The sequence below is a fragment of the Bacterioplanoides sp. SCSIO 12839 genome, assembly GCF_024397975.1.
Lineage (GTDB): Bacteria > Pseudomonadota > Gammaproteobacteria > Pseudomonadales > Oceanobacteraceae > Bacterioplanoides.
Genome location: NZ_CP073745.1, coordinates 3384816 through 3409703, shown reverse-complemented (window position 1 = coordinate 3409703; position 24888 = coordinate 3384816). Strand labels below are relative to the sequence as shown.

The following is a 24888-nucleotide window of genomic DNA, read 5'->3' as shown; positions in this document are numbered from 1 at the left end:
CTTTTTTTGTTTGTATGGGTTGATCTTTTCACACAAAAAACCGGTTAGCTTCTGCTCCTCAGAAGTAACCGGTTGGGCAGGGTGCTAAAAAACTTATGGACAGATCAATTTGTTATTCACCAATGTACACGCGGTTGGAATTATAATTTTTGGTATACCAATCGCTGGAGGTTAAACCGCCGCTTTCTGCCCACTGGCGATAGTCAGCATATACATTGACGATATTGTCTCCGGACGTTGGGTGCAGCCAGCTGTAAGGCATATTTAACGCCCACGGCATACTGTCTGATGTTTTATAGGTTTTACTGAAGTCATACAGATTGGAATCATCATCACCCTGGCCAAAACGGTTTTGGTCGGCACGTGATGATGGGTGATGATTGGGCAAGTGCACTTCGCGGCCACGATCAAAGGTGGCGAAAATATAAGGGTTATAAGGTGCATTGCCCATCTGGCTCCGGGTTTTCGCATCATCAAACGTGATGCTTAAACCGGCCGGAATTTCCGGGTTGAGCGGGCAATCACTGTCGGTGTTATAAAACTGGCAACCGGCTGGCGTTGGCATAATGGTCTCGGTATTACTCACCACCACAAAATTCAGGTGAGAGCTGCCGGTTTCACTGCTGATGGCTTCATCCTCGCTATGATTAACGCTCAGGCTGGCACTGTAGCCTACATCGGATGAAATGCTGTTCAGCGCTAATGCAAAACCATTGGCTCGTGATGCGCCACGCGCGGTGAAGGTGTAATCGACGTTTATGTCTTTGATACGTCCAAGGCTGTTACGTGTCTCTTTATAGCGGTATTTCACTACCAGGTCATTGAGATCGTAATCGCCTTCATTTGGCCAGTTATCTTCGAACGCTAACGTTCCCTGACCTTCTTCGCTGGGGTAAAACACATCAAAAGCGCGTTCACTGTCGTTCGGATAATCGTCGTTGGCATCCAAAACGCCATCGTTATCACTGTCCAGGTTTTCTGGTAGTTCATGAATAATACTGTGATCGATCGCTGTTGATGGCGTTGCTGAAACCATAAACATAATGTCATTGAAGTCTTGGTCGCAGCTTCGGTGGGTTCTTAATATATCTTCCAGGCCGAGCACAATATTGCCACTTTCGTCATCGTACAACATGACGGTGTGTGCTTTTAACTCATCGATATTTTCAGCGTTGAGATCTTTAATAGTATAAAAAATCCAGTCCTGACTCTGCCAGGGTTTAATACCGTGATAAGGCGTAAAGCCATTTGCAATAACAAAAAAGCCAATCTTAGTGCCGGCTTGGTGAGTACCTAAGCTGATGGTATCGCCCACACGCATGCCATTACTGTCGCCGCCGCTATAAAAATAAGAGGCATTGGGTAATAAAACAATTTCATTAATGTCATCGCGGCTGGTTGGGGTATCTCCGGTATAAGTGAAGTAGCCAAAACCATTCCGATAACCCGCACCTTCATGCAAAAAGGTGACAAACACTTCGCCGGTTTCGATCACATGGATATTGGCACCACTATCATCAGAAATATAATCTGGGTTGGTCAGAGTAATATCTCTGCCTTCAGGCAAAGCGGTTGAAATTTTATTTAATAATTCAGAAGAAACCGGAATATCGTCATCCATGGCTAATGGAATGCCGCTGTAACTGTAATTACCGTTGTAATCCCCTAATGCATAATCCCATGCCTGAGTGTTTGATGGCAGCGTACTCAGAGCGGAGAGTGCCAAACTGTATTGAATAAAACGATTCATAATGACCTCACTTAAACTCGTGGAATACGGTGGCGGAATTAATATCGAGAACGGCAACATTTTCGATGCCTAATTGTGATACCTGAACCCGGACTTTATCGAGGTGCCCTGGCAGGCGGATAGTTTGTTCAAAATAACCCTGGGCATTGGTTTGTCCACGGCTGACCACACTACTGAGTGGGGCAGGTTGTGGCACAGGGTCTTCAACCGGACTGAGTGCAAATGTAAGTGGCTCACTGATGGTGACGGCAATGTGTTTGCCCGGGTTACCGTTGTGATCCAACACCTGAATACGGAGCGTGACATCCTGGTTCATGTCGTAATCAAAATCAGCAGGCACATCCAGGCTGAGGTTGTCAGCAGGCTGGTCTGGTGTAGTGACTGGTGTCGAAGGTGTCGTTACAGGGTTCTGAGATGTATCGGCAGGGGCGGAACCACTGCCACCAGAACCGCCACCTCCGCAGCCGGTCAGGCTGATGGCGGTAAATAACAGCAGAGTATGGAAACGGATGGGGTTTGATAAGTTCACAGCGACTCTCCGGTAAGGGCGAATACTGTGACTCAGCAGGGTTTATACCAGCTTTGTAAAGTAATGATTTTTAAGAAAAAGATAGATTATAAGGCATGCTTTTTTGCGATTTGAGTTTGCATTCTGCAATGGTTCCGAAGGTGGTTGCAGAATGCAAAAGCCCAATGAATCAGGTGTTTTTGACATCCAGTGCATTCACCAGATCGTGTGCTTTTTCAGCCAACTCAACACCACGATCCGTTAAATAACCGCCATCGGTTTGTGATACCAGGCCTTTATCGAATAAACGTTTAGCCGCAGCAATCATTTCGGGTGCGGCATCATGATGAACTTTGATACCGGTCTGCATGCTGGAGTGACGATCAAATTTCACCAGCAGATTTAATTCATCGACAATTTCCGGGCGATAAGGCATAGGGGGTATTCCTTGTTTTTATTGACTCGTTTCCTACCCTACGCGTGCACTCCCCAGACCGCAATCAATAAAAAAGCCGATACTGATGCGTGTCAGTATCGGCCGCAGAATCTGATTTTGTATCATCAGGCTTCGTTGTCTGTTTGCGGCGGAGAAGCTGGTTCCTCAGTAACTGCCGGTTCTTCAGTGACGGCCGGTTCTTCAGTAACAGCTGGCTCATCGGTGACTACTGGTTCTTCAATGACAGCCGGTTCTTCAGTAACTACTGGCTCTTCAGCCACTGCAGGTTCTTCAGCGACTGCTGGCTCTTCAGTCACTGTTGGTTCTTGGGTCACTGTTGGTTCTTCGGTCACTGCTGGCTCTTCAGTTACTACCGGTTCTTCAGTCACTGTTGGTTCTTCAACAACCGTTGCAGTTGGCATTGCAACAGGAAGCGACTTTTGAGCAGGAGACGGCTTTTTTATACCATCAATATAAGCTTCCAGTTCGGCAATCTGCTTTTGATAACGCGCAGCAATACGTCTCTCCTGTTCTGCTGCGAGTTGCTTCAGTGCCAGTGTCTGATCTTCAAGCGACATATGGCGTAAATCATCCGCCTTTAATGCGCTGCCAATATTGTTTAAATGGTCTTCAAAGCCCAGTGCCGCTTCTTCTGCACGGGTTTTATTCATCTGAAATAACACCGTCACCTCCCGGCCAATATACAGCGCATGTTGTGCTGCACGCAGGGCGTCTTTTCCGGCTTTCGCGACCAGGTCGCGATCGGTATAGTTTTGACGAATCAGCTTTTCATTCTGTTCAACCAGGGTTTCGGCATAGTCGAAGGTCTTTTTAGCATTGGAGTCGGCATCTTCGTTGTCGGCTTTGTCCAGCGTGTCACGGGCTGGCTGCCAGTGTTTTTCCAGCATGGTATTCAGTTCGATGTCTTTCAGCTCGGCCAATACCGATTGAGAGGCTTTGCCAACTTGTGCGTCTTCACCAGCTTCAATTAAATGAATCAGCTCTTTGAATGCTTCAATGCCGGCTTTGTATTGCTTAGGGACGATACGCTCCGACTTAATTTCTGCCAGCACGTCTTTCTGTTGAATTAACTCAGGTAATAAGGCTTCTGTTTTTTGCTTGTTTTTTAAGCCAGCTTCCGCAAGCGCAACCACTTTGGCGCAAGCCTGAATGGACTCTTGCTGTTTGCCTTCAAGTTCCAGCGACTGGGCTGATTTTAATGTGTTGTGGATCTGCTCCATATGTAAGGGCGCATAAAAATCCAGCTCAGCTTGTTTGGCTTTTTTATAAGCCAGCTCGGCATCGTTTAAAGCTCGCTCATTATCACCAAGGAATTGTTCGACTTTTTCATTGGCGGCAGAATCAACTTCCGCCTGATTGGCAATTTGTTTGTTGGCACAGCCACTGAACAGCAGTGCGGCACTGATAACGGAAAGGAAAAGAATATTTCTGGAAAACATATCGGGCTCATTACAAATAAAAGAGCGCGATCAGAATTGAAGGGGAAGGATAAAAAATAACAATCCGGAAAACTAACCGCGCCAGATGACGCGGTTAGTTTAGGAAAGCTGCAGGAATTAATCCAGCAGGGACTTATCGCGAACGGCACCTTTATCGGCAGAAGTGGCGAATTTGGCGTATACCTTCAATGCGGTGCTTACTTTGCGTGGACGCTCTTCCGCAGGCTTCCAGCCTTTGGCATCGCGTGCGGTACGACGAGTCGCTAATTCTTCGTCACTCAGCTGTACATTGATGCTGCGGTTCGGGATATCGATGATGATGTCATCACCTTCTTCCAGCAGACCAATGGCACCACCGGAAGCCGCTTCCGGAGAGCAGTGACCAATCGACAGACCGGAAGTACCACCGGAGAAACGTCCGTCGGTTAACAGCGCACAGGCTTTGCCCAGACCTTTGGATTTCAGGTAAGAGGTTGGGTACAGCATTTCCTGCATGCCCGGGCCACCTTTCGGGCCTTCGTAACGGATGATCACGATATCGCCTTCTTTCACTTCGTCGGCCAGGATGCCAGCTACGGCGCTGTCCTGAGATTCGAAGATCTTGGCTTTACCATGGAATACCAGAATCGACTCATCCACACCGGCGGTTTTCACCACACAGCCGTCTAACGCGATGTTGCCGTACAGAACCGCCAGGCCGCCTTCTTTCGAGTAGGCGTGTTCAATCGAACGGATACAACCATTTTCACGGTCGCCATCAACCGTTGGGTAGCGGGTGCTCTGGCTGAATGCGGTTTGTGTTGGAATACCCGCAGGACCGGCGCGGAAGAACTCAATCACCTCTGGTGACGGGTTACGCATGATGTCCCACTTATCCAGCGCTTCTTTCATGGTTTTGGAGTGAACGGTTGGCAGATCGTTGTGTAATAAACCAGCGCGATCGATTTCACCCAGAATACCGAAGATGCCACCGGCGCGGTGAACGTCTTCCATGTGGTACAGCGGCGAGTTTGGCGCCACTTTACATAACTGAGGAACAACACGAGACAGGCGGTCGATGTCTTTCAGGTCGAAGTCCAGTTCCGCTTCCTGAGCGGCTGCCAATAAGTGCAGGATGGTGTTTGTAGAACCACCCATCACGATATCCAGCGTCATGGCGTTTTCGAACGCTTTGAAGCTCGCGATATTTCGTGGCAAAACGGATTCGTCGTTTTGCTCATAATAGCGCTTGGCATTTTCAACGATGCGACGACCCGCTTCTAAGAACAGGTTTTCGCGATCCGCGTGGGTCGCCAGGGTCGAACCGTTACCTGGCAGTGCCAGACCTAACGCTTCGGTTAAACAGTTCATGGAGTTAGCGGTGAACATACCGGAACAGGAACCGCAGGTAGGGCAGGCACTGCGCTCATATTCGGCCACTTTCTCGTCAGACGCGTCATCGTCTGCGGCAATCACCATGGCATCAACCAGATCCAGCTTGTGCTCAGACAGCTTGGTTTTGCCAGCTTCCATCGGGCCGCCGGAAACAAAGATCACAGGGATATTCAGGCGTAATGACGCCAGCAACATTCCCGGAGTGATTTTGTCGCAGTTAGAAATACACACAATGGCATCAGCACAATGCGCGTTCACCATGTATTCAACCGAGTCGGCAATGACTTCACGGCTTGGCAGGCTGTACAGCATGCCGTCGTGGCCCATCGCGATGCCATCATCCACCGCAATGGTATTGAATTCTTTGGCTACGCCACCGGCTTTTTCGATCTCACGGGCAACTAACTGGCCCATATCCTTCAGGTGAACGTGACCCGGAACAAACTGGGTGAAGGAGTTAGCAACGGCAATAATCGGCTTGGAAAAGTCATCATCTTTCATTCCGGTTGCACGCCACAGCGCACGGGCACCGGCCATATTACGACCGCCGGTAGAAGTCTTGGAGCGATACTCAGGCATGGGAGTCTCTCGTCATCAAATCATTAGCTAAGAATACTGGCTGGCATTGTATCAGTACGTACGTGTTGCTGTCGCCACGCGCGTACGAACCAAAAGTGTCGAAAACTGTATATCCCTCAAGTCGTTACGGGATAACCGCAACAACCTTGAAGTGGAAAACTCACAGTTATCCATGATTTCTGTGGATAAAATTGGGAATAACTTTGGGGCAAACGTCGCTAGCCCAGTCTACGAGCGCTAGCTTGTTAAATTGGTGAAAAAATAAACGTTTGTTTGAATGCCGCTAAAATTCATAAAAAGCCAGTAGTGGCAAGGGTTTTCTTCAACTTTTTCAGTGGCTTGTAGGAAGTGGCCAGAGGGTATAAGTCAAGAGGGAAAAGTACTGTGGATTTTAACAGTGTTGTGGAAAACTTTGTGGGTAAGGTGAGGGGAAGTTGGGAATATTTGTGGCGCGAGATGATTTGGATCTATGAATTTATTACTGATTCATAAGTCATTATACTACTGACTTATATATAACTAGCTGAGGGCTAGTTCGTGGCTTAGATTTATCTGGTTAAGGGAGTAGTAGATAAGATGTTTGAAGTTGGCCATGTTTATAAGAGATCCAGCGAGATCCACGACGTATATGGTGGGCAACGCCAGGGTGGAATTTCAACTCCTAAGGACCAACCCTATATTTTCATTTTTACTTCTGACGCTGGTGAAGCTCATGGGTACAAAGATGAGTTCAAATCAGATGGATTATTTTGGTATACCGGAGAAGGCCAATACGGAGATATGTCACTTTCTGGTGGAAATAAAGCGCTAATAAATCACCGCGAAAATAATAAAAATATTTACCTTTTCGAATACGTTAAGAAATCCTACGTTAGATTTGTTGGGACTGCAGAATACGTTGGTTATCACATAGATACTCGCCCTGACACAAATGGAGACCCAAGGCAGGCTTTAGTCTTTCACTTGTATATCGATTCAATTGGAAACCAGCAGGGAAAATTTGACCATGTTCAGGAAAGTTCGCCTGAATATTCAACCGGATCTATTAAATCCAGATTAAAGAAAAAATCTCTTCAAGAATTACGAGATGTTTCTATTGCCTCATTACCTCAAATGAAGGGGCAAAAGGAAACTATCAGAGCTATTTATTATCGTTCTGAAGCAATTCGATATTACGTTTTGGGTAGAGCAAAAGGCAATTGCGAAGGGTGCTCTACTTTGGCGCCTTTTAAAGCGAAATCTGGCCCTTACTTAGAGTGTCATCATATTACGAGAGTTTCTGATGGGGGGCCTGATCATCCTTTAAATGTTATTGCTCTGTGCCCGAATTGCCATCGACGCGCGCATTATTCAATAGAAGCTGAAGCTTTCAATTCTCTGCTAAGAAATAGAGCCAGAGAAATCGAGTTAGGGATGGTTTAGCCCAACCCCATCTGCACCAACACCATATAAACCGCCGTCCCGCCAACAATGCTTAACAGCGATTGGCGGAACGCCAGGTGCAACGCGGCAACCAATAATAAGCAGCCCATTTCCGGGGCAAATTCCAGCGAAATAGCCGCGTCGTTTTTAAACGAATACACCACCAATAACACCATCACCATGGCGGGTAAAAAGCGGCCTAAATGAGTCAGCAGCGGGTGGTCGGCCACTTTATACAACAGTACAAAAGGCAATACCCGGGTGAAGAAGGTGATGCCAGCTAACACAGCAATAACGCTGGTGAGATACCAGAATTCGTTCATGACTTCACCTCCGTGCGTGCAGAGCCTGAACGTGCACGCACGGCATATTGCATGATCAATACGCTGAGGCTGAGCAGAATGGCGATCAGCAGCATATGTTCGCGGCTGATGAATACCAGTGTGCCAACACCAATCACCAGTGCCACCAGAAACGGACGAATGTCTTTCAGGTGTTTAAATTGCTCAATGGTTAACACCATAAATAACGCCGGTAATACAAAGGCGATGCCGTCGGTTGAGAACGACAGCTGGCTGCCGAGCCAGGCGCCGATTGTAGAACCGAGAATCCAATAACACTGATTAATGGCGGTGATCCGAATCTGGAACTGTGCCGCATTGATGCCTTTCGGCAATACCGTTGAGGTGATTAACGAAAAGGTTTCGTCGGTTAAACCAAAAATCTGATACAGCCGACGCCAGCCGGTGTTTTTAACGTGGCTCATCACCGATAAGCCATAAAAGATATGGCGCGAGTTTAACAGCAAAATGGCGACAGCCATCTCGGTTAATGAGGCCTGATTAGCCAATAACCCCACCACCAGAAACTGAGCGGCTCCGGCAAAAATAAACACACTCATGGCGGTGGCCCACAACCAGTGGTAGCCAAGCTCACTGAATAACACACCAAAAGCCGCGCCTAACGGTAAATAACCAAACATCACCGGCAACGATGAACGCAACACCTGCGCATTTAATGGAGATAGTTGAAATAAAGACGAGGTCATGAGGGAGACTGCATTTTCTAAAAACGCATTTTAATTGACCATGCGGTCAGGCGGCAAGCAGGCTTTTATCCCGACCTGCTATTTCGCCTGAAGCACAAACATCTGGTAACCAAATTCTCCCAGGTGTTGTTCAAAGATGGCAATTTCCCGCTCAATATCGGCCAATGCAACCGAATTGGACATCTCGGGTTTTAACTCAGCGACGCGTGCCTTAACGGGAACATAATAATCACGCCAGGCTTGTTCACTGAGGGTGAAATGGTCGAGTCGAACATAACCAGCGCTTTCAATTTGGCTCAGGCGCTCATCCAGATCCTGCATGTCCGGGTATTCTGCCAGCCAGAAGTTGGTGGCTTCCGCTGATGGTTGGCGGGTGAGCCAGAGCAGATCACTGATCACCAGATATCCATTATCCTTCAACAGCGGTCGCCATTGTTGCAGCGCCTGCTCAAAACCCATGATATAGGCCGAGGCTTCACACCAGATCAGGTCAAAGGTGTTGGAAGCGAACGGTAGCTCGGTCATGCTGGCAGATACCGTCTTGATCCGGTTCGTGAGGTTATGTGTTTCTGCATAGTGTTGCAGTTCGGAAAGGGCTGCGGGTTCGTTGTCGACGGCGACGATGTCAGCCTGCGTGTGTTGCGCCAGTAAGCGCGTGGCGAATCCTTTGCCGCAACCAATATCGAGAATATGCTGGGGGTGAATCTGGAGAGAGCCTAACGCTTTTAATGTGTCCTGGTCGGAGCCTGGCCCCCAGCGCTCAACGGCAGAGAAAACGGCCATAAAGTCAGCCATGTATTGTTCGTGTTGATTCATATCTTTAGATAACCATTTCAAGTTCAGAGCTTGTTTCTCATTAAAGCCCTGGTGTTTTAACCAGTTTAAATGAGCCTCAGGTGCCAGAGTATTAAGTAATTGATGCCAATCTCGCAGAGACCCTTTCCCTAACATTGCTGCCAGTAGGCTCCTCGCTTGTTGTTTTTGTTGTAGCTCCTGATCCAGTCGTAGCAATTTTTTATTTAGCATTGCTGTATCAAGCTTTTGCTCAAGGCAAGCTTTGCATTCTTTTAACGTCAGGCCAGCTATCTGTAACTGTTTTAGTAATATCAGTGTTTGTATGTCTTGCTCGGTATACAGACGATAGCCATTTGACTGTCGCTCTCCGCGAATCAATTTGAGTTTTTCATAATAAAGTAATGTAGACCGCGAAAGCCCACTCAGTGATGCTAGCTCTGAAATAAGATATGCCACGTCATCCTCCTTTTTGAAAAACAGAGGTTAAACTGTGAAGCTATAGACAGGTCAATGCCCTTTAAAAAACTTTAACCCTTTAAATTCTTGTTGGTGTTTATTGTACTAAATGGAAATTATAGTTTTTAACTGATTCAGCCCTTCATCCATTTGTCGAAAGAAAGGCTCTATCGCCCGGGTACTCAGCTCAAAATAGTCACTGGCACTCATGTGAGTTTCGTCATTGGCGCAGGGTTGTTCGCTCAGAATTTGCTGATCAATCACGGTTAATAAACGGGCCAGTTGATCGCTTTGCGCCGGATGTTGATTAGCATACTCCTGCAGTTTGCCACGGACAAAACGCATCCGGATTTTATGCACTGTATCGGCTTTCCCTTCGGCCAGTATGCCTGAGCCTAAAACCCGGGCCTGGCCGACCAGTTCTGCGGTGCGCGGTAATTCACGCCAGAGTTTACTCAGTTCATCACTGGCCAGCTCGTTGAGCCGGGTTTGTTCGGCAATATCTTCCAGCAAATACAATAAAACGGAAATCAGTTGATTGTGTTGCGCCAGGTTGTTTTCGGCATCTAATTGCAGGTTGTTCAGGTGCAGGCGTTGCCAGTGATCCTGATACGCCAGCCAGTGCTCTTGCTGGTGGAGGTAAGGGTGATGCTGAATACCTTCAATGACTTTCAGCAGGGGATGTTCGATGGTGCTGAGTGAGTGTTTTAGTTGGTCATCCCCGCGTAATGCGCCATAACTGGCACCACGATGTTTTTGCGTCAGCATCAGCAAGGTACGCAGTTTCATCAGCAGTGCAATGCCGAGCTGCTGGCGCTGGTGTTTGTTTTGCCGCTGGTGATGAGTGAACCACCAGCCGACGGCAGCAATGCTCAGTGTCAAAGGTATTAACATCACCAGGCTGAAAAACTCATTCATATCGTTATTGCTCCCGTGAGATGTTAGCGTGTGAGGTACTGTTTTCTGACGTCAGACTGGTCAGATGAATCGCAACCCGAGCGGTTTGTAATGCCTGTTCGCTGTTTTGGTTGGCCGCCTGATGCACCTCTTCAATCCGTTGTGATACTTCGTGGCTGGCCTGGCTTTGCTGTTCGCTGCTGCTGGCGACCGAAATCATATGGTCGCTCAGGCGATGGGTTTGTTGTTGGATCGCCGTTAAAGAGTCATTGGCGCGGTTGGCCAGGGTCACACTGCGGCTGGTCATTTCGCGCATGGAGTGGATTTGTTGTTCGGCGTTGATGATGCCGCTGCTGATTTGTTCAACTTGAGTGGAGATATCATTGGCCGAATCGTGACTGCGTTGCGCCAGAGTACGGACTTCATCGGCGACAACGGCGAACCCCCGGCCGTGCTCTCCAGCACGAGCGGCTTCAATCGCAGCATTCAGCGCCAGCAAGTTAGTTTGCTCGGATATCGCCCGGATTAAATCGGTGATGCTGTGAATCTGTTTGGACTGCTCACTCAGGCTGTTCATGACTTCGGAGCTTTGTCCGGCAGCTTGTTCAATTGCGCTGATATCATCAGCCGCCGAGCTGACGGCATCCGCTCCCTGAATCGCCAGCTGGTTAGCATTGTTGGTCATGTCTGCGGCTTCACGCACCAGCGCGGCAATATTCTCAACGCCTTGGCTCATTTCTGTTAATGCCGCCGCGCCCGATTCCATCGACATCGACTGTTGTTCAGTGTTGTGTGCCAATTGATCGGCGTGATGTTGTAGCTCCCGGGCTGAAAAGGCGATTTCTTCACGGCGATCATTGTGTTGTTGCTGCGTCCGTTCGGCTTCCCGGAATAAGTGCTGCAACGTCTGAGTAATGGGCTGCAGTTGAGGGGTTTTGATCATCAGTGGTTGATGATCAAGCTGCAGTGGATCGATTTGTTGCAGGGCGGTTAGCAGAGTGTGCTGATCATGATGCATCTGCTGCAGGCTGCCGCACAACAGGTAACTCACCAGCAACAATAAGGCGACAGCCACTGCCAGAGCGGTTTGCATGATGGCCAGAATCAGAACGGCGACGAGACTGACGGCCGCTATAGCCAGCAACATCTGACAACCAAACAGGCGACTGAGCATCGCCGCCGGACGAAAGAAAACATTCAAAAAAGTATGAAGCATTGCGTGTAACCTGATTGTTTAAAAAACAGCAATGCTTTCAGTGTACAAAGGATTTGACGGGGCATTGCAACAGCCTGTAAATAACTGTTGCCGGAATATTAAAATCTAATTAAATCAATGGTTTATGATGGTCTGGTTGAGAGGCTTTAGCTGCCAATGGTGACAATTGGCAGCCGTAGTAATGCCTTATTCTCACTCGATATTCTGAACCTGTTCGCGCATCTGTTCGATCAGCACTTTTAAGTCGACTGCGTGTTGAGTAATGGTGGCGGTTAAGGACTTAGACGACAGAGTGTTCGCCTCGCGATTCAGCTCCTGCATCATAAAGTCGAGGCGGCGGCCAATTGGCTCGTTACTGCTCAGGATGCGTTTCACCTCATTGATGTGGGTGTTCAGGCGATCCAATTCTTCGGCAACGTCTGCTTTTTGCGCCAGCATGACCATTTCCTGCTCGACCCGGTCGCTGTTGAGTTCGCCGCTCAGTTCATCCAGTTTGGTTTGCAGTTGTTGGCGTTGAGCGGCCAGTGCTTGTGGCATATCCGTGGCCACTAAGCTGACGATCTCCGACATCTTCTCTAAACGAGTTGAAATCATCTCTGCCAGGTCAGCACCTTCACGGGCGCGGGTTTCTTTTAATGTTGTCAGACTGGCATCAAACGCTTCGAGTGCGGCTTGTTGCAGTGCTTTGCCATCCACTTCTTCATTATTTAATACGCCGGGCCATTGCAGAATTTGCAGCGCATCGAGGGCATTGCCCGGACCAATGACCGAATGAACCAAATCGGCCGCATGGTTCAGCTGCTCCACCAGTTCGGTATTCACCGTGAGTTTGGCGTCACCCTGTAACGGCTGAAAACGCAGTGCACATTCAACCTTGCCGCGGCCAAGTTGTTTTTTCAGGCGTTCGCGCAGATGGGGCTCCAGATCACGGAACGCATCCGGCAGGCGAAAGTGTGGCTCCAGGTATCGATGATTAACGGAGCGTAATTCCCAGGTAAAACGCCCCTGTGGGCATTCGCTGCTGCTGCGGGCAAAGGCCGTCATGCTGTAAACCGTGGCACTGTGACTCATGGATCAATCTCTGCTGTAAACACTAAACAATAGGGCGGTTATTGTACGGGCGCTTTCCAAGCCTTGCATCATCAGTCACTGCATCTGTCCATCACGGATAGGCCGACGTATACTGCGCGCCGTTTAAACGAATCTTTTGAGGATAATGCTATGAGACCCAGCGGTCGTGCACTGGATCAGTTACGTGACGTTAAAATTACCCGCAATTACACCAAACACGCCGAAGGTTCGGTGTTGGTGGAGTTTGGCGATACCAAGGTAATTTGTACCGCTTCGGCTGATACCAATGTTCCGCCATTTTTGCGCGGTAAAGGTCAGGGTTGGGTAACCGCAGAATATGGCATGCTGCCACGTTCAACCGGCTCTCGTATGATTCGTGAAGCGGCTAAAGGTAAGCAACAAGGCCGTACGGTTGAAATCTCGCGCCTGATTGGTCGTTCTCTGCGTGCCGCAGTGGACCTGGAAGCGCTCGGGGAAAACACCATCACCATCGATTGTGATGTGATTCAGGCCGATGGCGGCACTCGTACCGCATCGATTACCGGTGCTTGTGTGGCACTGGTGGACGCTATCAACCACCTGAAAGAGAAAGGCAAAGTCAAAGGTGAGCCGCTGAAGCATATGATTGCAGCGGTATCCGTGGGCATTTATGAAGGTCAGCCAGTGCTGGATCTGGACTACCCGGAAGACTCCGTCGCTGAAACTGACCTGAATGTGATCATGACGGCTTCCGGTGGTTTTGTTGAAATTCAGGGGACTGCTGAGCAAGAGCCGTTCTCTGATGAAGAGCTGGCCAGCATGTTGGCGTTGGCGAAAAAAGGCATCGCCGATCTGGCTGAAGTGCAGAACGCTGCGCTAAAAGCTGAAAGCTGAAAGCTTAAAAAACAAAGCCGCTAACAGAGCTCTGTCAGCGGCTTTTTTGTTTCTTCAGATCCGGGAACAAGCGTTAGTCTTCGTCGAATTCGTATTCGATCATGACGGCGGCGTGATCACCAAAATTCAGGTTGTTATCGATCTTGGCTTCCACCACATACTGACGAATATTCGGTGTGCAGATCTGCATATCTTTGCGCCAGCCATTCTGATTACGGCGAGCGCTGTCTTCATCCGGCCACCAGGTAAACTGATTCTCACCAAAGTTAGCCTCACGGAAGGCATCAACGTATCCCGTTGGTCCAAACATCTGATCAAACCAGGCACGTTCTTCCGGCAGGAACCCAGGCGTTTGTTGGTTAGCTTTCCAGTCGCCAAGGTCGATGGTTTTATGCGCGGCTTCAAAGTTACCGCAGAAAATAAACTCACGACGCTTGCGGCGGGTTTTGCTCAGGTGATCTAAAAACGCTTGCTGGAATGCCAGTTTATCTTCCAGTGTATTGTGCTCATCAACCGCCGGGAACAGGATTGAGCCAACACTGACGTGATCGAAATCGGCCTGAATAAAACGGCCCTGCATGTCACACTGAGGAAATGCCAGGCCGGTCATGATGGCTTTAGGCATGTGTTTCGTCAGAATCGCGACACCAGAATAATGATCCGCCTCGGCATCAAAGAAGTAGGCGTTAAAGCCATCCGGATACACGACATCGTCTGGTAATTGATATTCTTTGGCCTTCAGGTTCTGAATAGCAATGACATCCGCATCGGTTGTTTTTAGCCATTCATACAAGCCTTTTTCCACGGCTTGCGCCAGGCCATCGACGTGTAAACTGATAATCCTCATACATGGTTCCCAACTGGTGAAGCGTGTATCATACCGCATCCTATTAAAAGCAGGTATATCAAGAGTTGACTATGCAAACCTATCAGAAAGAATTTATTGAATTTGCCATTCAGCAAGGTGTTCTGAAGTTCGGCGAATTTACCCTTAAATCTGGTCGTGTCAGCCCTTATTTTTTTAATGCTGGCTTGTTTAATACCGGTGGTGCCCTGGCCAAATTAGGTCGTTTTTATGCTGCGGCGCTGGAAGCGTCCGGTCTTGAATACGACGTAGTATTTGGCCCGGCCTATAAAGGCATTCCACTGGCGACCACGTTAACCGTGGCTCTGGCAGACCAGTACAACAAAGATATGCCCTACGTTTTTAACCGCAAAGAAGCCAAAACGCATGGCGAAGGCGGTAATCTGGTAGGCTCTCCTTTAACCGGTCGTGTGTTAATCGTAGACGATGTTATTACCGCGGGTACGGCAATTCGTGAAGTCATGGCTATGATTAACGATGCAGAAGGCGCTACACCGGCTGCCGCTCTGATCGCGCTGAACCGCCAAGAGAAAGGTAATGGTGAGTTATCTGCGATTCAGGAAGTGGAGCGTGATTTTGGTATGCCGGTGATCAGCATTGTGAATCTGAACCAGGTGCTGGATTATGTGTCTGAAGATCCTGAACTGAGTCAATACGCCGACGCCATCAGTGCTTATCGGGAACAATACGGGGTTATGTAACATGAAAGGGTTTGTCTGGTGTGTAGTGTTAAGCGGCTTGCTGCTTTCCAATGTCAGTCATGCAGCCAAGTTATACCGTTTTAAAGTGGATGGTCGGGTCATCATCAAAGACCACGTTCCGGCTGAATATTCTCATATGGGATATGAAGTGTTAAACAGCTCCGGGCTGGTGGTGAAACGGGTTGCTCCGGCACCAACGGCCGAAGAGTTAGCACAACGTCGTGCCGCTGAAAAAGCCAAACAAGAGCGTTTGGCGAAAATAGCGGCAAAACGCAAACAAGATCTCGATTTATTGCGGTTGTACGCCAAACCCGAGGATGTTGAACGGGCTCGTCAGCGCAAAGCGGACGAAATTGAATCCTATGTCCAGCTACAGCGTCGCCGAATTGCTGACCTGGAAGTGAAACTGGAGCAATCTCAGGGCGATGCCGCCAATATTGAGCGCAGGGGCATAGAAGTGCCGGCAGATTTGCGTTTGGAAATTGCCCAGTTACAGAATCGTATTCGTGAAAGCCATAGCAACATCAAAAGTCGCCAGCGTGAGATGATCAATAGCACTAAAGAATTTTCGCTGCAGTACGAGCGTGTTCGTGTGTTGCAGGTCTATAAGCCTGGCACATTGGAGCAAGACGTCGACCTGGATCGCGTCGATCAGGAGCTGGGCACTTTATAGCCTGTTTATTGGCTCTTGTTGCAAATAAGCACGTAAATCAAGGCCGCAGCGGCTTCACCCGCTGCGGCCTTTTTGCGATAATCGCGCCCCCGTTTTTTAACGGTTACTTGTCTGACATTAATCATTGCCGCTGAGGCCAGAAGTTATGAAACCGCAAATTGCCGAGTTGTTATCCACCGTTGTTGCCACCCTGAAAGCTCAGGAGGTGATTCCTGCTGAGCTGGAGCCACGCATCAATGTGGAAAACACCCGTGACAAAGCGCATGGCGATTTGGCGACCAACCTGGCAATGATGCTGGCCAAACCGGCAAAGAAGAACCCTCGTGAACTGGCACAATTGATTGTTGATGCGCTGCCAGAAAGTGAGCTGGTGGAAAAAGTTGAAATCGCTGGCCCAGGTTTTATTAACTTCTATTTATCCGATGCTTCTACCAACAGCCTGATTAAGGCGGTGCTGGAGCAGAGAGAACAATACGGTCGTTCAAACGAAGGCGCTGGTCGTAAAGTTCAGGTGGAATTTGTATCGGCTAACCCAACCGGCCCGCTGCACATCGGCCATGGTCGTGGCGCGGCGGTGGGTGATTGTTTATGTCGTCTGCTGGATGCTAATGGCTGGGACGTAACCCGTGAGTTCTACTACAACGATGCTGGTGCTCAGATTAACAACCTGGCGTTATCCGTTCAGGCACGTTGTAAAGGTTTAACACCAGACGACGCCAGCTGGCCGGAAGACGGTTACCGTGGTGATTATATTAAAGATCTGGCCGACAGCTTTATGGCTGGCGATACCGTGGTATCTGAGGACCAGAGCTTTACCGGCACCAAAGATGCTGACGATGTAGAAGCGATTCGCCACTTTGCCGTAGCTTACCTGCGTCGTGAACAGGATCTGGATTTAAAAGCGTTTGCGGTCGATTTTGATGTCTACTTCCTGGAGTCGTCGCTGTATTCCGAAGGCAAGGTTGAAGAAGCGGTTCAGAAGTTGATTGCTAACGGTCACACCTACGAAGATGGCGGTGCCTTGTGGTTACGCACCACCGACTTTGGTGACGATAAAGACCGTGTGATGCGTAAAACCGATGGTGGTTATACCTACTTTGTTCCGGATGTGGCTTATCACCTGGACAAATGGCAGCGCGGCTTTGAAATGGTAATTAACGAACAAGGCGCTGACCACCACAGCACCATTACCCGTGTTCGTGCTGGCCTGCAGGGGCTGGATGCCGGTATTCCAAAAGGCTGGCCAGACTACGTTTTGCACCAGATGGTGACTGTGATGCGTGGCGGCGAAGAGGTGAAAATCTCCAAGCGTGCTGGTAGTTACGTTACGCTGCGTGACCTGATTGACGAAGTAGGCCGCGATGCCACCCGTTACTTCCTGGCAGCGCGTAAAGCCGACAGCCAGCTGACCTTTGATATCGATCTGGCACGTTCTCAATCGTCTGATAACCCGGTGTATTACATCCAGTACGCTCACGCACGTGTTTGCTCGATTTTCCGTAAACTGGAAGCTGCCGGCCAAAGTTGGACGCTGGAACAGGGCATTGAATCGCTGAGCGCATTAACGCTGGATAGCGAAAAAGACCTGATCGTTAAGTTGGGTCGTTACCCGGAAGTGGTTAAAAATGCGGCCAATAACCGTGAGCCACATCAGATTGCCAACTACCTGAAAGAACTGGCCGCTGAGTTCCATACCTATTACAACTCTGAGAAAACTCTGGTTGATGAAGATGATGTGCGTAATGCACGTCTGACGCTGGCTGAAGCGGTGCGTCAGGTGATCAGCAATGGATTAAACTTGTTAGGTGTTTCAGCACCAGAAGAGATGTAAGGTTCGCTTGCAGAGCTTAACAATACTGCGTTAAAACTGGCCTCAAAGTACTCACTTGCAACAGCAAGCTCCGTCTTTTCGGCCACTTTTGCCTTGTCTTGTTGGCGCCTGCGGCACGACCAACGCTGTAGTGGTAATAAAATAGTTAAGAACAGGAAAATGTATGTCTGACGGCGCTAGCAAAATTCCAAAGTGGGTGTGGATTACCACACCCACTTTGGCCGTTGCCTTTATTGGTTTTATCCTGTTTTTATCCACGGTTCCGGCGGGGCAGGAATTAAGTGCGGTACAGGGTGATGCCCGTAAGATGTTGCAGCAAGGCATGGATAAGGCCAAAGAAAAAGCCGCTGAAGATATTCCAAAGCCTAACTACGAGTTTTATAAGCTGCTGGAAAATCAGACTGTCGAAGTTCCCGAGGTAGAAGAGTATAAGTCGACCCCAAAAAACGCGGCGGCTAAATACGAATACCGTTTACAGGCGGGCTCTTTCCGTTCGGAATCCGATGCTGAACGTTTGCGTGGTCAGCTGATTCTACAAGGATTAGAGGCATATCGCGAAGAGCGTGAAGTCAGCGGTAATGTCTGGCACCGAATTATGGTTGGGCCGTTTAATAACCGTTCAAAAATGAATAAAGCGCAGGATATTCTGGCCGCTAATAACATCAGCCCGGTGGTGCATAAAGCTAAGCTGGAAAATTAACCCACAGGCCTTATTGAGCAAGTACCAGGCTTACGGCAAGATGCCTTAATTCTTGCCGCTATGACCTGATCCCCATGCCTGATTCTGATTCCTTTCTGCCTCAATGGCAGCGCGTACTGCAACAAACCTTTGGTTTTAATCATCTTCGTCCCGGGCAGCAGCCGGTGGTTGAGGCTCTATTGGCCGGTCGCAGTGCTGCGGCTATCTTTCCGACCGGCTCTGGCAAGTCGTTGTGTTATCAATTACCTGCCTTAATGCTGCCGCATCTCACCTTAGTCGTGTCACCGTTATTGGCGTTAATGCAGGATCAGGTAGCATTTTTACAGAGTAAAGGTATCGCTGCCGCCAGTATTGATTCCAGTCAGAGCCGGGAACAAGTGCAACAAATTCAGGCCGATGTGCGCAGTGGCAAAATCAAAATTCTTATGGTGTCAGTTGAGCGTTTAAAAAACGAACGCTTTCGGCAGTTTATTGAACAAATTCCGATTTCGTTATTGGTGGTCGACGAAGCGCACTGTATTTCAGAATGGGGCCATAATTTTCGCCCGGATTATTTAAAACTGCCGGATTATTGCGCTGATTTCAAAATTCCTCAGGTACTGCTGTTGACCGCGACGGCCACTAAAGCGGTGATTGACGATATGTGTGGTCGTTTTCAGATTCAGCCGCAGGATGTTGTCACTACGGGCTTTTATCGTCCGAATTTACGTTTATTAGTACAGCCTACGGCTGAAACCGAGCGACGACAAAAATGCTTACAATGGTTGCAGCACCTGAATAAAAAGCAGTCTGAAAAAGGTGAAAACTTTGGTGCAATTATTTATGTCACGTTGCAACAAACGGCGCATGAGGTGGCTGATTATTTAGCCCCTCATTTGCCCTTTCCTGTGAAGGCGTATCATGCTGGGTTAAGCAGTGATGAGCGTGATCAAATCCAGCAGGAATTTATGGTGGGTACAACGCCTTGTATTGTTGCCACCATTGCATTTGGCATGGGCGTGGATAAAAGTAATATTCGCCAGGTGATGCATTATGATCTGCCCAAGTCGATTGAAAATTACAGCCAGGAAATCGGCCGTGCCGGGCGAGACGGTTTGCCTTCTGATTGTGTAATGCTGGCAGATAGCTCTGGCTTTCAGGTGCTGGAAAATTTTGTTTATGGTGATACCCCGGAGTTATCCGGTATTCATATTGTGCTGGATCAGATTCGTAATAATCTGGCGACACATTTTAATGATCAGCGATGGGAAGTATTAATGACGCCATTATCGGCGTTGAGCAATATTCGCTTGTTACCCTTAAAAACTCTGTTGGTGAATTTAGAAATGCGCGGCATTTTAACCGCGCAATTCAGTTATTTTGCCGAATATAAATACAAGCTGACGATGAGTGAAAGTGAATTGTTGGCCAATTTTGATGAGGCGCGTCAGCAGTTTCTGCAGCAGGTATTTAATACCAGTCAAAAAGCCCGCAGCTGGATTACGCTGGATACCGAAGCGCTGATAAAACACACGGGTGATAGCGAATCCCGCCGTCGCGCAATTGTGGCGCTGGAATATTGCCAGGAAAAAGGCTGGCTGGAGCTACAAAGCAAACAAATGACCGATGTATATCGGGTGGATGTGGATAAGCTGAATCAGCCTGATCTGGCACAGCAGTTGGCCAGCCATTTTGCCGAAAAAGAGCGCAGTGAAATTCAGCGTATTCAAGCCATGCTGCAGCTTCTGCAACAACCAACGTGTTTAAGCCGCTCACTGGCGCATTACTTTAACGACTTCAATATGACGCAGGATTGTGGTCATTGTTCGGTGTGTATTGGTAAACACCAAGCCTGGCCGCAGCCGGAATCGCTGCCTGTGCTGCAATCCGAACAGCTGCAAGATTTATCTGTGCCGTTGCAACAGGCTATTCAGCAGCAATTTAACCAGGCAGCTTCTGTCGATCTGTTAACCCGCTACCTGGCCGGAATTACCGCTCCATGGCTAACGAAAGTAAAAGCCAGGCAGTTAGGAGCAATGGGGGTCTTGGAGCACTATCCCTATGCTCAGATCAAGAACGCGTTAACTAAAAACCAGTAACCTGATACTAATGGCTCCGGATTTCAGCCATTGCGCTGAACAGAGCCTGTCTAAGGGCCTGTTAACACTATTTAAATTTTTGCTGCTGGAAGTCAGTTTTTTTATGAGCAAGGCATGAGGAGCGTCGTTTAACGAGTTAAATCAGCAACGAATAACATAGCTCAGGGAAAAACTGACACCAGCCCTTCGGGTTATGGCTGAAATCCTTCACTCTGTGTTGCTCATCATTCATTTAACCCGTTAAACATCACTCTTCGCGTCTTGATTGAAAGATTTTCAGTCATAACAGCGTGATCGAAATAGTGTTAACAGGCCCAAGGAAAAGATACAGGAGTAAGTAATGACGGTTTTGCATTCGCAACAGACGTTGATGGTGGATACGCCGGAAGGAAAAAAGACGATGGCGTATCAGTTGTGGCAACCTCTCGATCACATTCCGAAGCGGTTGGTGATTTGTGTGCATGGTTTAACCCGTAACGGCCGTGACTTTGATTTTCTGGCCCGCGAACTGGCGCAGCAAGCGCTTGTTGTTTGCCCTGATGTGCTCGGGCGTGGTGACAGTGAACGTATGTTTGATGCCGGGTTATACGGTTATCCGCTGTACCTGCAACAGATGAATCAATTTTTGGACTTTCTGAGCGCTGAATATTCATTTCAGCAATGTGACTGGGTGGGTACCTCAATGGGTGGTTTGATCGGCATGATGCTGGCGGCTACTTCGCCTTCTTTAAATCGACTGGTGCTGAACGATGTGGGGTATTTTATTCCGCTGGCGGCGTTACAGCGCATTGGTGCTTATGTCGGCCAACTAAAAAGATTTCATTCGTTGGCGGGCGTTGAGCTGTATTTACGCGATATTGCTCGCTCGTTTGGGCCTCTGACCGATGAGCAATGGCATCACCTGGCCGCTCATGGTTGTGAACCAATTGGTTATCAGTTGATGTTGCGTTACGACCCTAAAATTGCAGCAGGTTTTGCACAGTTGGAAGCCGATGTGGATTTATCTTCGATATGGCAGCAGGTCACACAGCCTGTGCTGTTATTACGGGGGGCAGAATCCGATTTGTTATCAGCTGAAACTGCGCAACAGATGGCAACCAGGGAGGATGTTGAGCTGGTTGAATTTAGCCGTGTTGGGCATGCGCCGATGCTGATGAGCGATGAGCAAATCGCCGTGGTCCGCAATTATTTATTTCCCTGAAGGAAATATAGTCTGCGTATTAGTCGGTTAATAATTACACAACGGAAACAAAAGGCTGCAATTTCTACAAGGAAAATAAACACATTTCATCTTACGCTTGATTTGTAATATGAGGGATTGTTTGTGGAACTTGAGCGTTTTTTTCCGGAAATCGGATATACAGAAAAGCAGCCTGCTACCAAAGAAGTGGTTCATGTGCATTTATTGTGCGTGTTCGGCGCGCTGGCTGCTCTGGCTCTGGTCGCGGCCCTGATGGCCTGATTGGTGTGTCGAACTGACGCTTACTGATTTGGTGTAGTATTGATCAGGCGTCTAAGCCTCGTATTGTCTGCTTGTGCAGATACATTTGCTGATCGCCACTGTGCATAAACTCAGCCAGCGTTTTATGTTCGCCTTGGTTATACACCACAATGCCGTAGGCAACAGACAGCTCACAAGGCAAAATATGAGAAGCGTTAAGCTCACTTACAGCATGCTCTATTTTTAAGACCTTTTTCTCCGCCTGATGCTCATCAGCATTCATCATCATCACAACAAACTCGTCACCACCAATTCTTGCCAGGATATCGGTTTCACGGGTGAGTGTGCTGGCAATGTTACTGAATCGCTTTAATGCCTCATCCCCGGCTCGGTGGCCGTGGTTATCATTAATGGCTTTGAAGTTATTCAGGTCCATATACAACAGGCTACAAGGCCATTGGTAACGACGACTGTTTGCTAATGCTTTGTCGGCCATCAGTTCAAAGCCACGGCGATTCAGTACCTGAGTCAGATCATCCTGAATTGCGGCCTGGTGGGATGACAGTTCCTGAATAACAATCTTTGCCAGGTCTTTCAGTAACAATTGTTGATGTTTCGAGAAGCTTCTGGGTTGGCTATCAATTAGACACAAGGTTCCGATTTTATTACCGCTGGACATGGTCAGCTGAGCGCCAGCGTAAAAACGGATATTGGGCGGCCCCAGGACTAGCGGGTTATCAAAAAAGCGTTCATCGGAGCTGGCATCTTCAATCACAAAGACATCATCTTGCAGAATAGCGTGACCACAGCAGGAAACATCACGTTCGGTTTCGTTGACGGGCAGGCCAATGCAGGACTTAAACCATTGGCGGTTGGTATCGACCAGGCTGATCACTGCAATAGGGACCTGAAAGAGTTCTTTGGCGATGCGTGTGATGCGGTCAAAGCGTTCTTCGGCTGGAGTATCGAGAATATGAAGAGAGCGAAGTTCGGCTAATCGTTGTTCTTCGTTGTCAGGAACTGCGGGTGCTAACATTCTGTGTACTCGTAGCAGGTTATCTTAAGAGAATAGTCTGACAAGACATGTTTTGCTTTACGTCTAACGAAAAAAGGATAACCGGAAAAGCATTGATAAAAAACGGCAATAAAAAAGCCCGCATATTGCTATGCGGGCTTTAGAAATAAGTGGTGCCCGGAGGCGGAATCGAACCACCGACACGGGGATTTTCAATCCCCTGCTCTACCGACTGAGCTATCCGGGCACTTCGAGAAGCTGCTTGACGCTTGCCTCTCAAGTGGCGCGTATTAAACCGTCTTGGTGTTCAGCTGTCAACACTTGTTTGCAGATTATTTTTCTTTGTTTTCAGGAACATAGCCTTCGGCTTTGTCATAATCTTCGCCACTCAGGAATTTACTGCGCTGTTCTGTGATGTATTTGCGTGCCTGCAGGTCCATCATATTCAGGTGTTTCTCATTAATCAGGCGGGTCTGATGCTCAGTCCACTCCAGCCACGCTTGTTTCGATACATGATTGAAGACCTCTTCGCCGGCCGGGCCTGGAAAAGGTACTGCCTCCAGCCCTTCAAGTTCCTGCTGGTATTTCTTACAAAAGACGGTTCGGCTCATACGGAATCTCTCAGTGCTCAAGGGTAAGTTGGTGATGCTGATTCAACAGTTTTTTTACAGGGGCCGCCAGACCCAGCTCGCTTGGCTGAGCAGGATTGTACCAGTGACCATTATCTTCCCCTACCCAGTTCGCCGCTTTTGCTAAACAAACCCTCAGTGGCTGGATATGTAAGTGGTAATGACTGAAGGTATGGCGAAAGCTATCCCAGCTTTCGACTTTGGCATCGACGCCTAAGCGCTGTTTGACCCACACGAGAGCGGCTTCCGGGCTTTCCACTTCAGGAAAGCTCCACAATCCGCCCCAGATGCCGTTTTGCGGACGCTGCTCCAGATAGAGTGAGCCATCCGGCTGTTGCAGCATCAGCAATGCCGTGTACTTTTCCGGCTTGTCTTTTTTCGGCTTTGAATTCGGAAACTGGCTGGGGTTTCCAGTCTTATAACCTGCGCATTGTGGTTGCAGCGGACAGATGCCACAGGCCGGTTTGCTGCGTGTGCAGAGTGTGGCACCCAGATCCATCATGGTTTGAGTGTATTCCCGGTGACTATGGTCGGGGGTTAACGCTTCGGCTACCTGCCACAACTGCTTTTGTACCGTTGTCGTGCCTGGCCAGCCTTCCACGGCATAAAAGCGGGTCAGTACCCGTTTGACATTACCATCCAGAATCGGGGCGCGAATTCCCATACTGATCGATGCGATTGCCCCGGCTGTGGAACGGCCAATGCCGGGTAATTCAGACAGCTGATCAACGCTTTGTGGAAATTTTCCCTGGTATTGTTCAACGACTTTTTGGGCGCAGGCATGCAGATTACGACCGCGAGCGTAATATCCCAGGCCGGTCCAGAGGTGCAACACCTCATCTTGTTCTGCGCTGGCCAGGCTGAATACATCAGGAAAACGCTGCATAAAGCGCTCAAAGTAGGGAATAACGGTCGCTACCTGAGTTTGCTGCAACATAATTTCAGATACCCAGACACGGTAAGGGTTGATGTTTTGTTGCCAGGGAAGGTGTTTGCGGCCATGCTGCTGATACCAGGCCAGTACCACGTCGCTGAATTGAAACGGCTGAGTCATCGGGGTTTTGTATGGT

The 24888-nt window shown here is 48.7% G+C and carries 24 protein-coding genes, 1 tRNA gene and 1 pseudogene; 9 read left to right on the top strand and 17 right to left on the bottom strand.

Going from position 1 to position 24888, the window contains the following annotated elements:
• Window positions 1-112: 112 nt before the first annotated feature.
• The 5 genes from KFF03_RS15490 to ilvD form a co-directional block, all read right to left on the bottom strand.
• Window positions 113-1750 carry an LruC domain-containing protein gene (locus KFF03_RS15490; RefSeq protein ID WP_255857820.1) on the bottom strand — a complete coding sequence of 546 codons (1638 nt, stop codon included), beginning with the start codon at window positions 1748-1750 and terminating at the stop codon, window positions 113-115.
• Between the two features lie 7 nt (window positions 1751-1757).
• The gene (locus KFF03_RS15485; RefSeq protein WP_255857819.1) at window positions 1758-2279 is read right to left on the bottom strand and encodes a hypothetical protein; all 522 of its coding nucleotides are present in this window, start codon (window positions 2277-2279) and stop codon (window positions 1758-1760) included.
• 169 nt (window positions 2280-2448) lie between these two features.
• Entirely contained in the window at window positions 2449-2694 is a 246-nt protein-coding gene (locus tag KFF03_RS15480) for a TIGR02647 family protein (RefSeq protein WP_255857818.1), read from the bottom strand.
• Between the two features lie 125 nt (window positions 2695-2819).
• Window positions 2820-4154: a hypothetical protein gene (locus KFF03_RS15475; RefSeq protein WP_255857817.1), complete on the bottom strand. Its 1335-nt coding sequence runs from the start codon at window positions 4152-4154 to the stop codon at window positions 2820-2822.
• A gap of 117 nt (window positions 4155-4271) precedes the next feature.
• A complete protein-coding gene (gene ilvD, locus KFF03_RS15470; protein ID WP_255857816.1) occupies window positions 4272-6107 on the bottom strand; it encodes a dihydroxy-acid dehydratase in 1836 nt (611 codons plus the stop codon).
• Window positions 6108-6683: 576 nt separating this feature from the next.
• Between ilvD and KFF03_RS15465 the strand changes: the two genes are divergently transcribed.
• Entirely contained in the window at window positions 6684-7529 is an 846-nt protein-coding gene (locus KFF03_RS15465; RefSeq protein ID WP_255857815.1) for an HNH endonuclease, read from the top strand.
• On the opposite strand, the gene KFF03_RS15460 is transcribed toward KFF03_RS15465, so the two are convergent.
• The 7 genes and pseudogenes from KFF03_RS15460 to KFF03_RS15435 all read right to left on the bottom strand — a co-directional run bounded on the left by KFF03_RS15460 (window position 7526) and on the right by KFF03_RS15435 (window position 13012).
• Complete coding sequence (locus KFF03_RS15460) at window positions 7526-7852, bottom strand: branched-chain amino acid transporter permease (protein WP_255857814.1); 327 nt, start codon at window positions 7850-7852, stop codon at window positions 7526-7528. The two genes, KFF03_RS15465 and KFF03_RS15460, sit on opposite strands and share 4 nt — an antisense overlap.
• Window positions 7849-8577 (bottom strand): AzlC family ABC transporter permease, encoded by a 729-nt coding sequence (locus KFF03_RS15455; protein ID WP_255857813.1) that lies wholly within the window; start codon window positions 8575-8577, stop codon window positions 7849-7851. Before KFF03_RS15455 ends, KFF03_RS15460 begins: the two co-directional genes overlap by 4 nt.
• 78 nt (window positions 8578-8655) lie before the next feature.
• Entirely contained in the window at window positions 8656-9603 is a 948-nt protein-coding gene (locus KFF03_RS15450; RefSeq protein WP_370647482.1) for a class I SAM-dependent methyltransferase, read from the bottom strand.
• Between the two features lie 27 nt (window positions 9604-9630).
• A pseudogene (locus KFF03_RS17740) lies at window positions 9631-9828 on the bottom strand (MerR family transcriptional regulator); the annotation flags it as partial.
• Window positions 9829-9933: 105 nt separating this feature from the next.
• Complete coding sequence (locus KFF03_RS15445) at window positions 9934-10746, bottom strand: hypothetical protein (protein ID WP_255857811.1); 813 nt, start codon at window positions 10744-10746, stop codon at window positions 9934-9936.
• A gap of 4 nt (window positions 10747-10750) precedes the next feature.
• On the bottom strand, window positions 10751-11941 hold the full coding sequence (locus tag KFF03_RS15440) for a methyl-accepting chemotaxis protein (protein ID WP_255857810.1): 1191 nt from the start codon (window positions 11939-11941) through the stop codon (window positions 10751-10753).
• A gap of 192 nt (window positions 11942-12133) precedes the next feature.
• On the bottom strand, window positions 12134-13012 hold the full coding sequence (locus KFF03_RS15435) for a YicC/YloC family endoribonuclease (RefSeq protein ID WP_255857809.1): 879 nt from the start codon (window positions 13010-13012) through the stop codon (window positions 12134-12136).
• Between the two features lie 150 nt (window positions 13013-13162).
• Here KFF03_RS15435 and rph point away from each other — a divergent pair, with 150 nt between their 5' ends.
• A complete protein-coding gene (gene rph / locus KFF03_RS15430; RefSeq protein WP_255857808.1) occupies window positions 13163-13885 on the top strand; it encodes a ribonuclease PH in 723 nt (240 codons plus the stop codon).
• A 73-nt stretch (window positions 13886-13958) separates the two neighbouring features.
• On the opposite strand, the gene KFF03_RS15425 is transcribed toward rph, so the two are convergent.
• Window positions 13959-14732: an exodeoxyribonuclease III gene (locus KFF03_RS15425; protein WP_255857807.1), complete on the bottom strand. Its 774-nt coding sequence runs from the start codon at window positions 14730-14732 to the stop codon at window positions 13959-13961.
• Between the two features lie 71 nt (window positions 14733-14803).
• Between KFF03_RS15425 and pyrE the strand changes: the two genes are divergently transcribed.
• From pyrE to KFF03_RS15390, 7 genes are all read left to right on the top strand, one after another.
• A complete protein-coding gene (gene pyrE, locus KFF03_RS15420; RefSeq protein ID WP_255857806.1) occupies window positions 14804-15451 on the top strand; it encodes an orotate phosphoribosyltransferase in 648 nt (215 codons plus the stop codon).
• A 1-nt stretch (window position 15452) separates the two neighbouring features.
• Entirely contained in the window at window positions 15453-16124 is a 672-nt protein-coding gene (locus KFF03_RS15415; protein WP_255857805.1) for a hypothetical protein, read from the top strand.
• Between the two features lie 145 nt (window positions 16125-16269).
• The gene (gene argS, locus KFF03_RS15410; RefSeq protein ID WP_255857804.1) at window positions 16270-17955 is read left to right on the top strand and encodes an arginine--tRNA ligase; all 1686 of its coding nucleotides are present in this window, start codon (window positions 16270-16272) and stop codon (window positions 17953-17955) included.
• A gap of 163 nt (window positions 17956-18118) precedes the next feature.
• Entirely contained in the window at window positions 18119-18655 is a 537-nt protein-coding gene (locus KFF03_RS15405) for an SPOR domain-containing protein (RefSeq protein ID WP_255857803.1), read from the top strand.
• Between the two features lie 74 nt (window positions 18656-18729).
• A complete protein-coding gene (locus KFF03_RS15400) occupies window positions 18730-20733 on the top strand; it encodes an ATP-dependent DNA helicase RecQ (protein ID WP_255857802.1) in 2004 nt (667 codons plus the stop codon).
• A gap of 340 nt (window positions 20734-21073) precedes the next feature.
• Window positions 21074-21934 carry an alpha/beta fold hydrolase gene (locus tag KFF03_RS15395; RefSeq protein WP_255857801.1) on the top strand — a complete coding sequence of 287 codons (861 nt, stop codon included), beginning with the start codon at window positions 21074-21076 and terminating at the stop codon, window positions 21932-21934.
• A 123-nt stretch (window positions 21935-22057) separates the two neighbouring features.
• Complete coding sequence (locus KFF03_RS15390; protein WP_255857800.1) at window positions 22058-22195, top strand: hypothetical protein; 138 nt, start codon at window positions 22058-22060, stop codon at window positions 22193-22195.
• A gap of 43 nt (window positions 22196-22238) precedes the next feature.
• Here KFF03_RS15390 and KFF03_RS15385 read toward each other — a convergent pair whose 3' ends face one another.
• The 4 genes from KFF03_RS15385 to mutY form a co-directional block, all read right to left on the bottom strand.
• Window positions 22239-23210: a sensor domain-containing diguanylate cyclase gene (locus KFF03_RS15385; protein ID WP_255857799.1), complete on the bottom strand. Its 972-nt coding sequence runs from the start codon at window positions 23208-23210 to the stop codon at window positions 22239-22241.
• A gap of 150 nt (window positions 23211-23360) precedes the next feature.
• Window positions 23361-23436: transfer RNA gene (locus KFF03_RS15380), tRNA-Phe, on the bottom strand.
• 85 nt (window positions 23437-23521) lie between these two features.
• Window positions 23522-23800: an oxidative damage protection protein gene (locus tag KFF03_RS15375; RefSeq protein ID WP_255857798.1), complete on the bottom strand. Its 279-nt coding sequence runs from the start codon at window positions 23798-23800 to the stop codon at window positions 23522-23524.
• Window positions 23801-23810: 10 nt separating this feature from the next.
• Window positions 23811-24872, bottom strand: coding sequence for an A/G-specific adenine glycosylase (gene mutY, locus KFF03_RS15370; RefSeq protein WP_255857797.1), 1062 nt, complete (start codon window positions 24870-24872; stop codon window positions 23811-23813).
• Window positions 24873-24888 lie beyond the last annotated feature (16 nt).

What these genes read in the sequence shown, in the direction of transcription:
- mutY (WP_255857797.1), bottom strand. Translation starts at nt 24,872, where the DNA reads ATGACTCAGCCGTTTCAATTCAGCGACGTGGTACTGGCCTGGTATCAG.
- rph (WP_255857808.1), top strand. Translation starts at nt 13,163, where the DNA reads ATGAGACCCAGCGGTCGTGCACTGGATCAGTTACGTGACGTTAAAATT.
- KFF03_RS15385 (WP_255857799.1), bottom strand. Translation starts at nt 23,210, where the DNA reads ATGTTAGCACCCGCAGTTCCTGACAACGAAGAACAACGATTAGCCGAA.
- KFF03_RS15480 (WP_255857818.1), bottom strand. Translation starts at nt 2,694, where the DNA reads ATGCCTTATCGCCCGGAAATTGTCGATGAATTAAATCTGCTGGTGAAA.
- ilvD (WP_255857816.1), bottom strand. Translation starts at nt 6,107, where the DNA reads ATGCCTGAGTATCGCTCCAAGACTTCTACCGGCGGTCGTAATATGGCC.
- KFF03_RS15375 (WP_255857798.1), bottom strand. Translation starts at nt 23,800, where the DNA reads ATGAGCCGAACCGTCTTTTGTAAGAAATACCAGCAGGAACTTGAAGGG.
- KFF03_RS15455 (WP_255857813.1), bottom strand. Translation starts at nt 8,577, where the DNA reads ATGACCTCGTCTTTATTTCAACTATCTCCATTAAATGCGCAGGTGTTG.
- KFF03_RS15460 (WP_255857814.1), bottom strand. Translation starts at nt 7,852, where the DNA reads ATGAACGAATTCTGGTATCTCACCAGCGTTATTGCTGTGTTAGCTGGC.
- argS (WP_255857804.1), top strand. Translation starts at nt 16,270, where the DNA reads ATGAAACCGCAAATTGCCGAGTTGTTATCCACCGTTGTTGCCACCCTG.
- KFF03_RS15405 (WP_255857803.1), top strand. Translation starts at nt 18,119, where the DNA reads ATGTCTGACGGCGCTAGCAAAATTCCAAAGTGGGTGTGGATTACCACA.
- KFF03_RS15425 (WP_255857807.1), bottom strand. Translation starts at nt 14,732, where the DNA reads ATGAGGATTATCAGTTTACACGTCGATGGCCTGGCGCAAGCCGTGGAA.
- KFF03_RS15465 (WP_255857815.1), top strand. Translation starts at nt 6,684, where the DNA reads ATGTTTGAAGTTGGCCATGTTTATAAGAGATCCAGCGAGATCCACGAC.
- KFF03_RS15490 (WP_255857820.1), bottom strand. Translation starts at nt 1,750, where the DNA reads ATGAATCGTTTTATTCAATACAGTTTGGCACTCTCCGCTCTGAGTACG.
- KFF03_RS15475 (WP_255857817.1), bottom strand. Translation starts at nt 4,154, where the DNA reads ATGTTTTCCAGAAATATTCTTTTCCTTTCCGTTATCAGTGCCGCACTG.
- KFF03_RS15435 (WP_255857809.1), bottom strand. Translation starts at nt 13,012, where the DNA reads ATGAGTCACAGTGCCACGGTTTACAGCATGACGGCCTTTGCCCGCAGC.
- KFF03_RS15440 (WP_255857810.1), bottom strand. Translation starts at nt 11,941, where the DNA reads ATGCTTCATACTTTTTTGAATGTTTTCTTTCGTCCGGCGGCGATGCTC.
- KFF03_RS15450 (WP_370647482.1), bottom strand. Translation starts at nt 9,603, where the DNA reads ATGCTAAATAAAAAATTGCTACGACTGGATCAGGAGCTACAACAAAAA.
- KFF03_RS15395 (WP_255857801.1), top strand. Translation starts at nt 21,074, where the DNA reads ATGACGGTTTTGCATTCGCAACAGACGTTGATGGTGGATACGCCGGAA.
- KFF03_RS15415 (WP_255857805.1), top strand. Translation starts at nt 15,453, where the DNA reads ATGAAAGGGTTTGTCTGGTGTGTAGTGTTAAGCGGCTTGCTGCTTTCC.
- KFF03_RS15400 (WP_255857802.1), top strand. Translation starts at nt 18,730, where the DNA reads ATGCCTGATTCTGATTCCTTTCTGCCTCAATGGCAGCGCGTACTGCAA.
- pyrE (WP_255857806.1), top strand. Translation starts at nt 14,804, where the DNA reads ATGCAAACCTATCAGAAAGAATTTATTGAATTTGCCATTCAGCAAGGT.
- KFF03_RS15445 (WP_255857811.1), bottom strand. Translation starts at nt 10,746, where the DNA reads ATGAATGAGTTTTTCAGCCTGGTGATGTTAATACCTTTGACACTGAGC.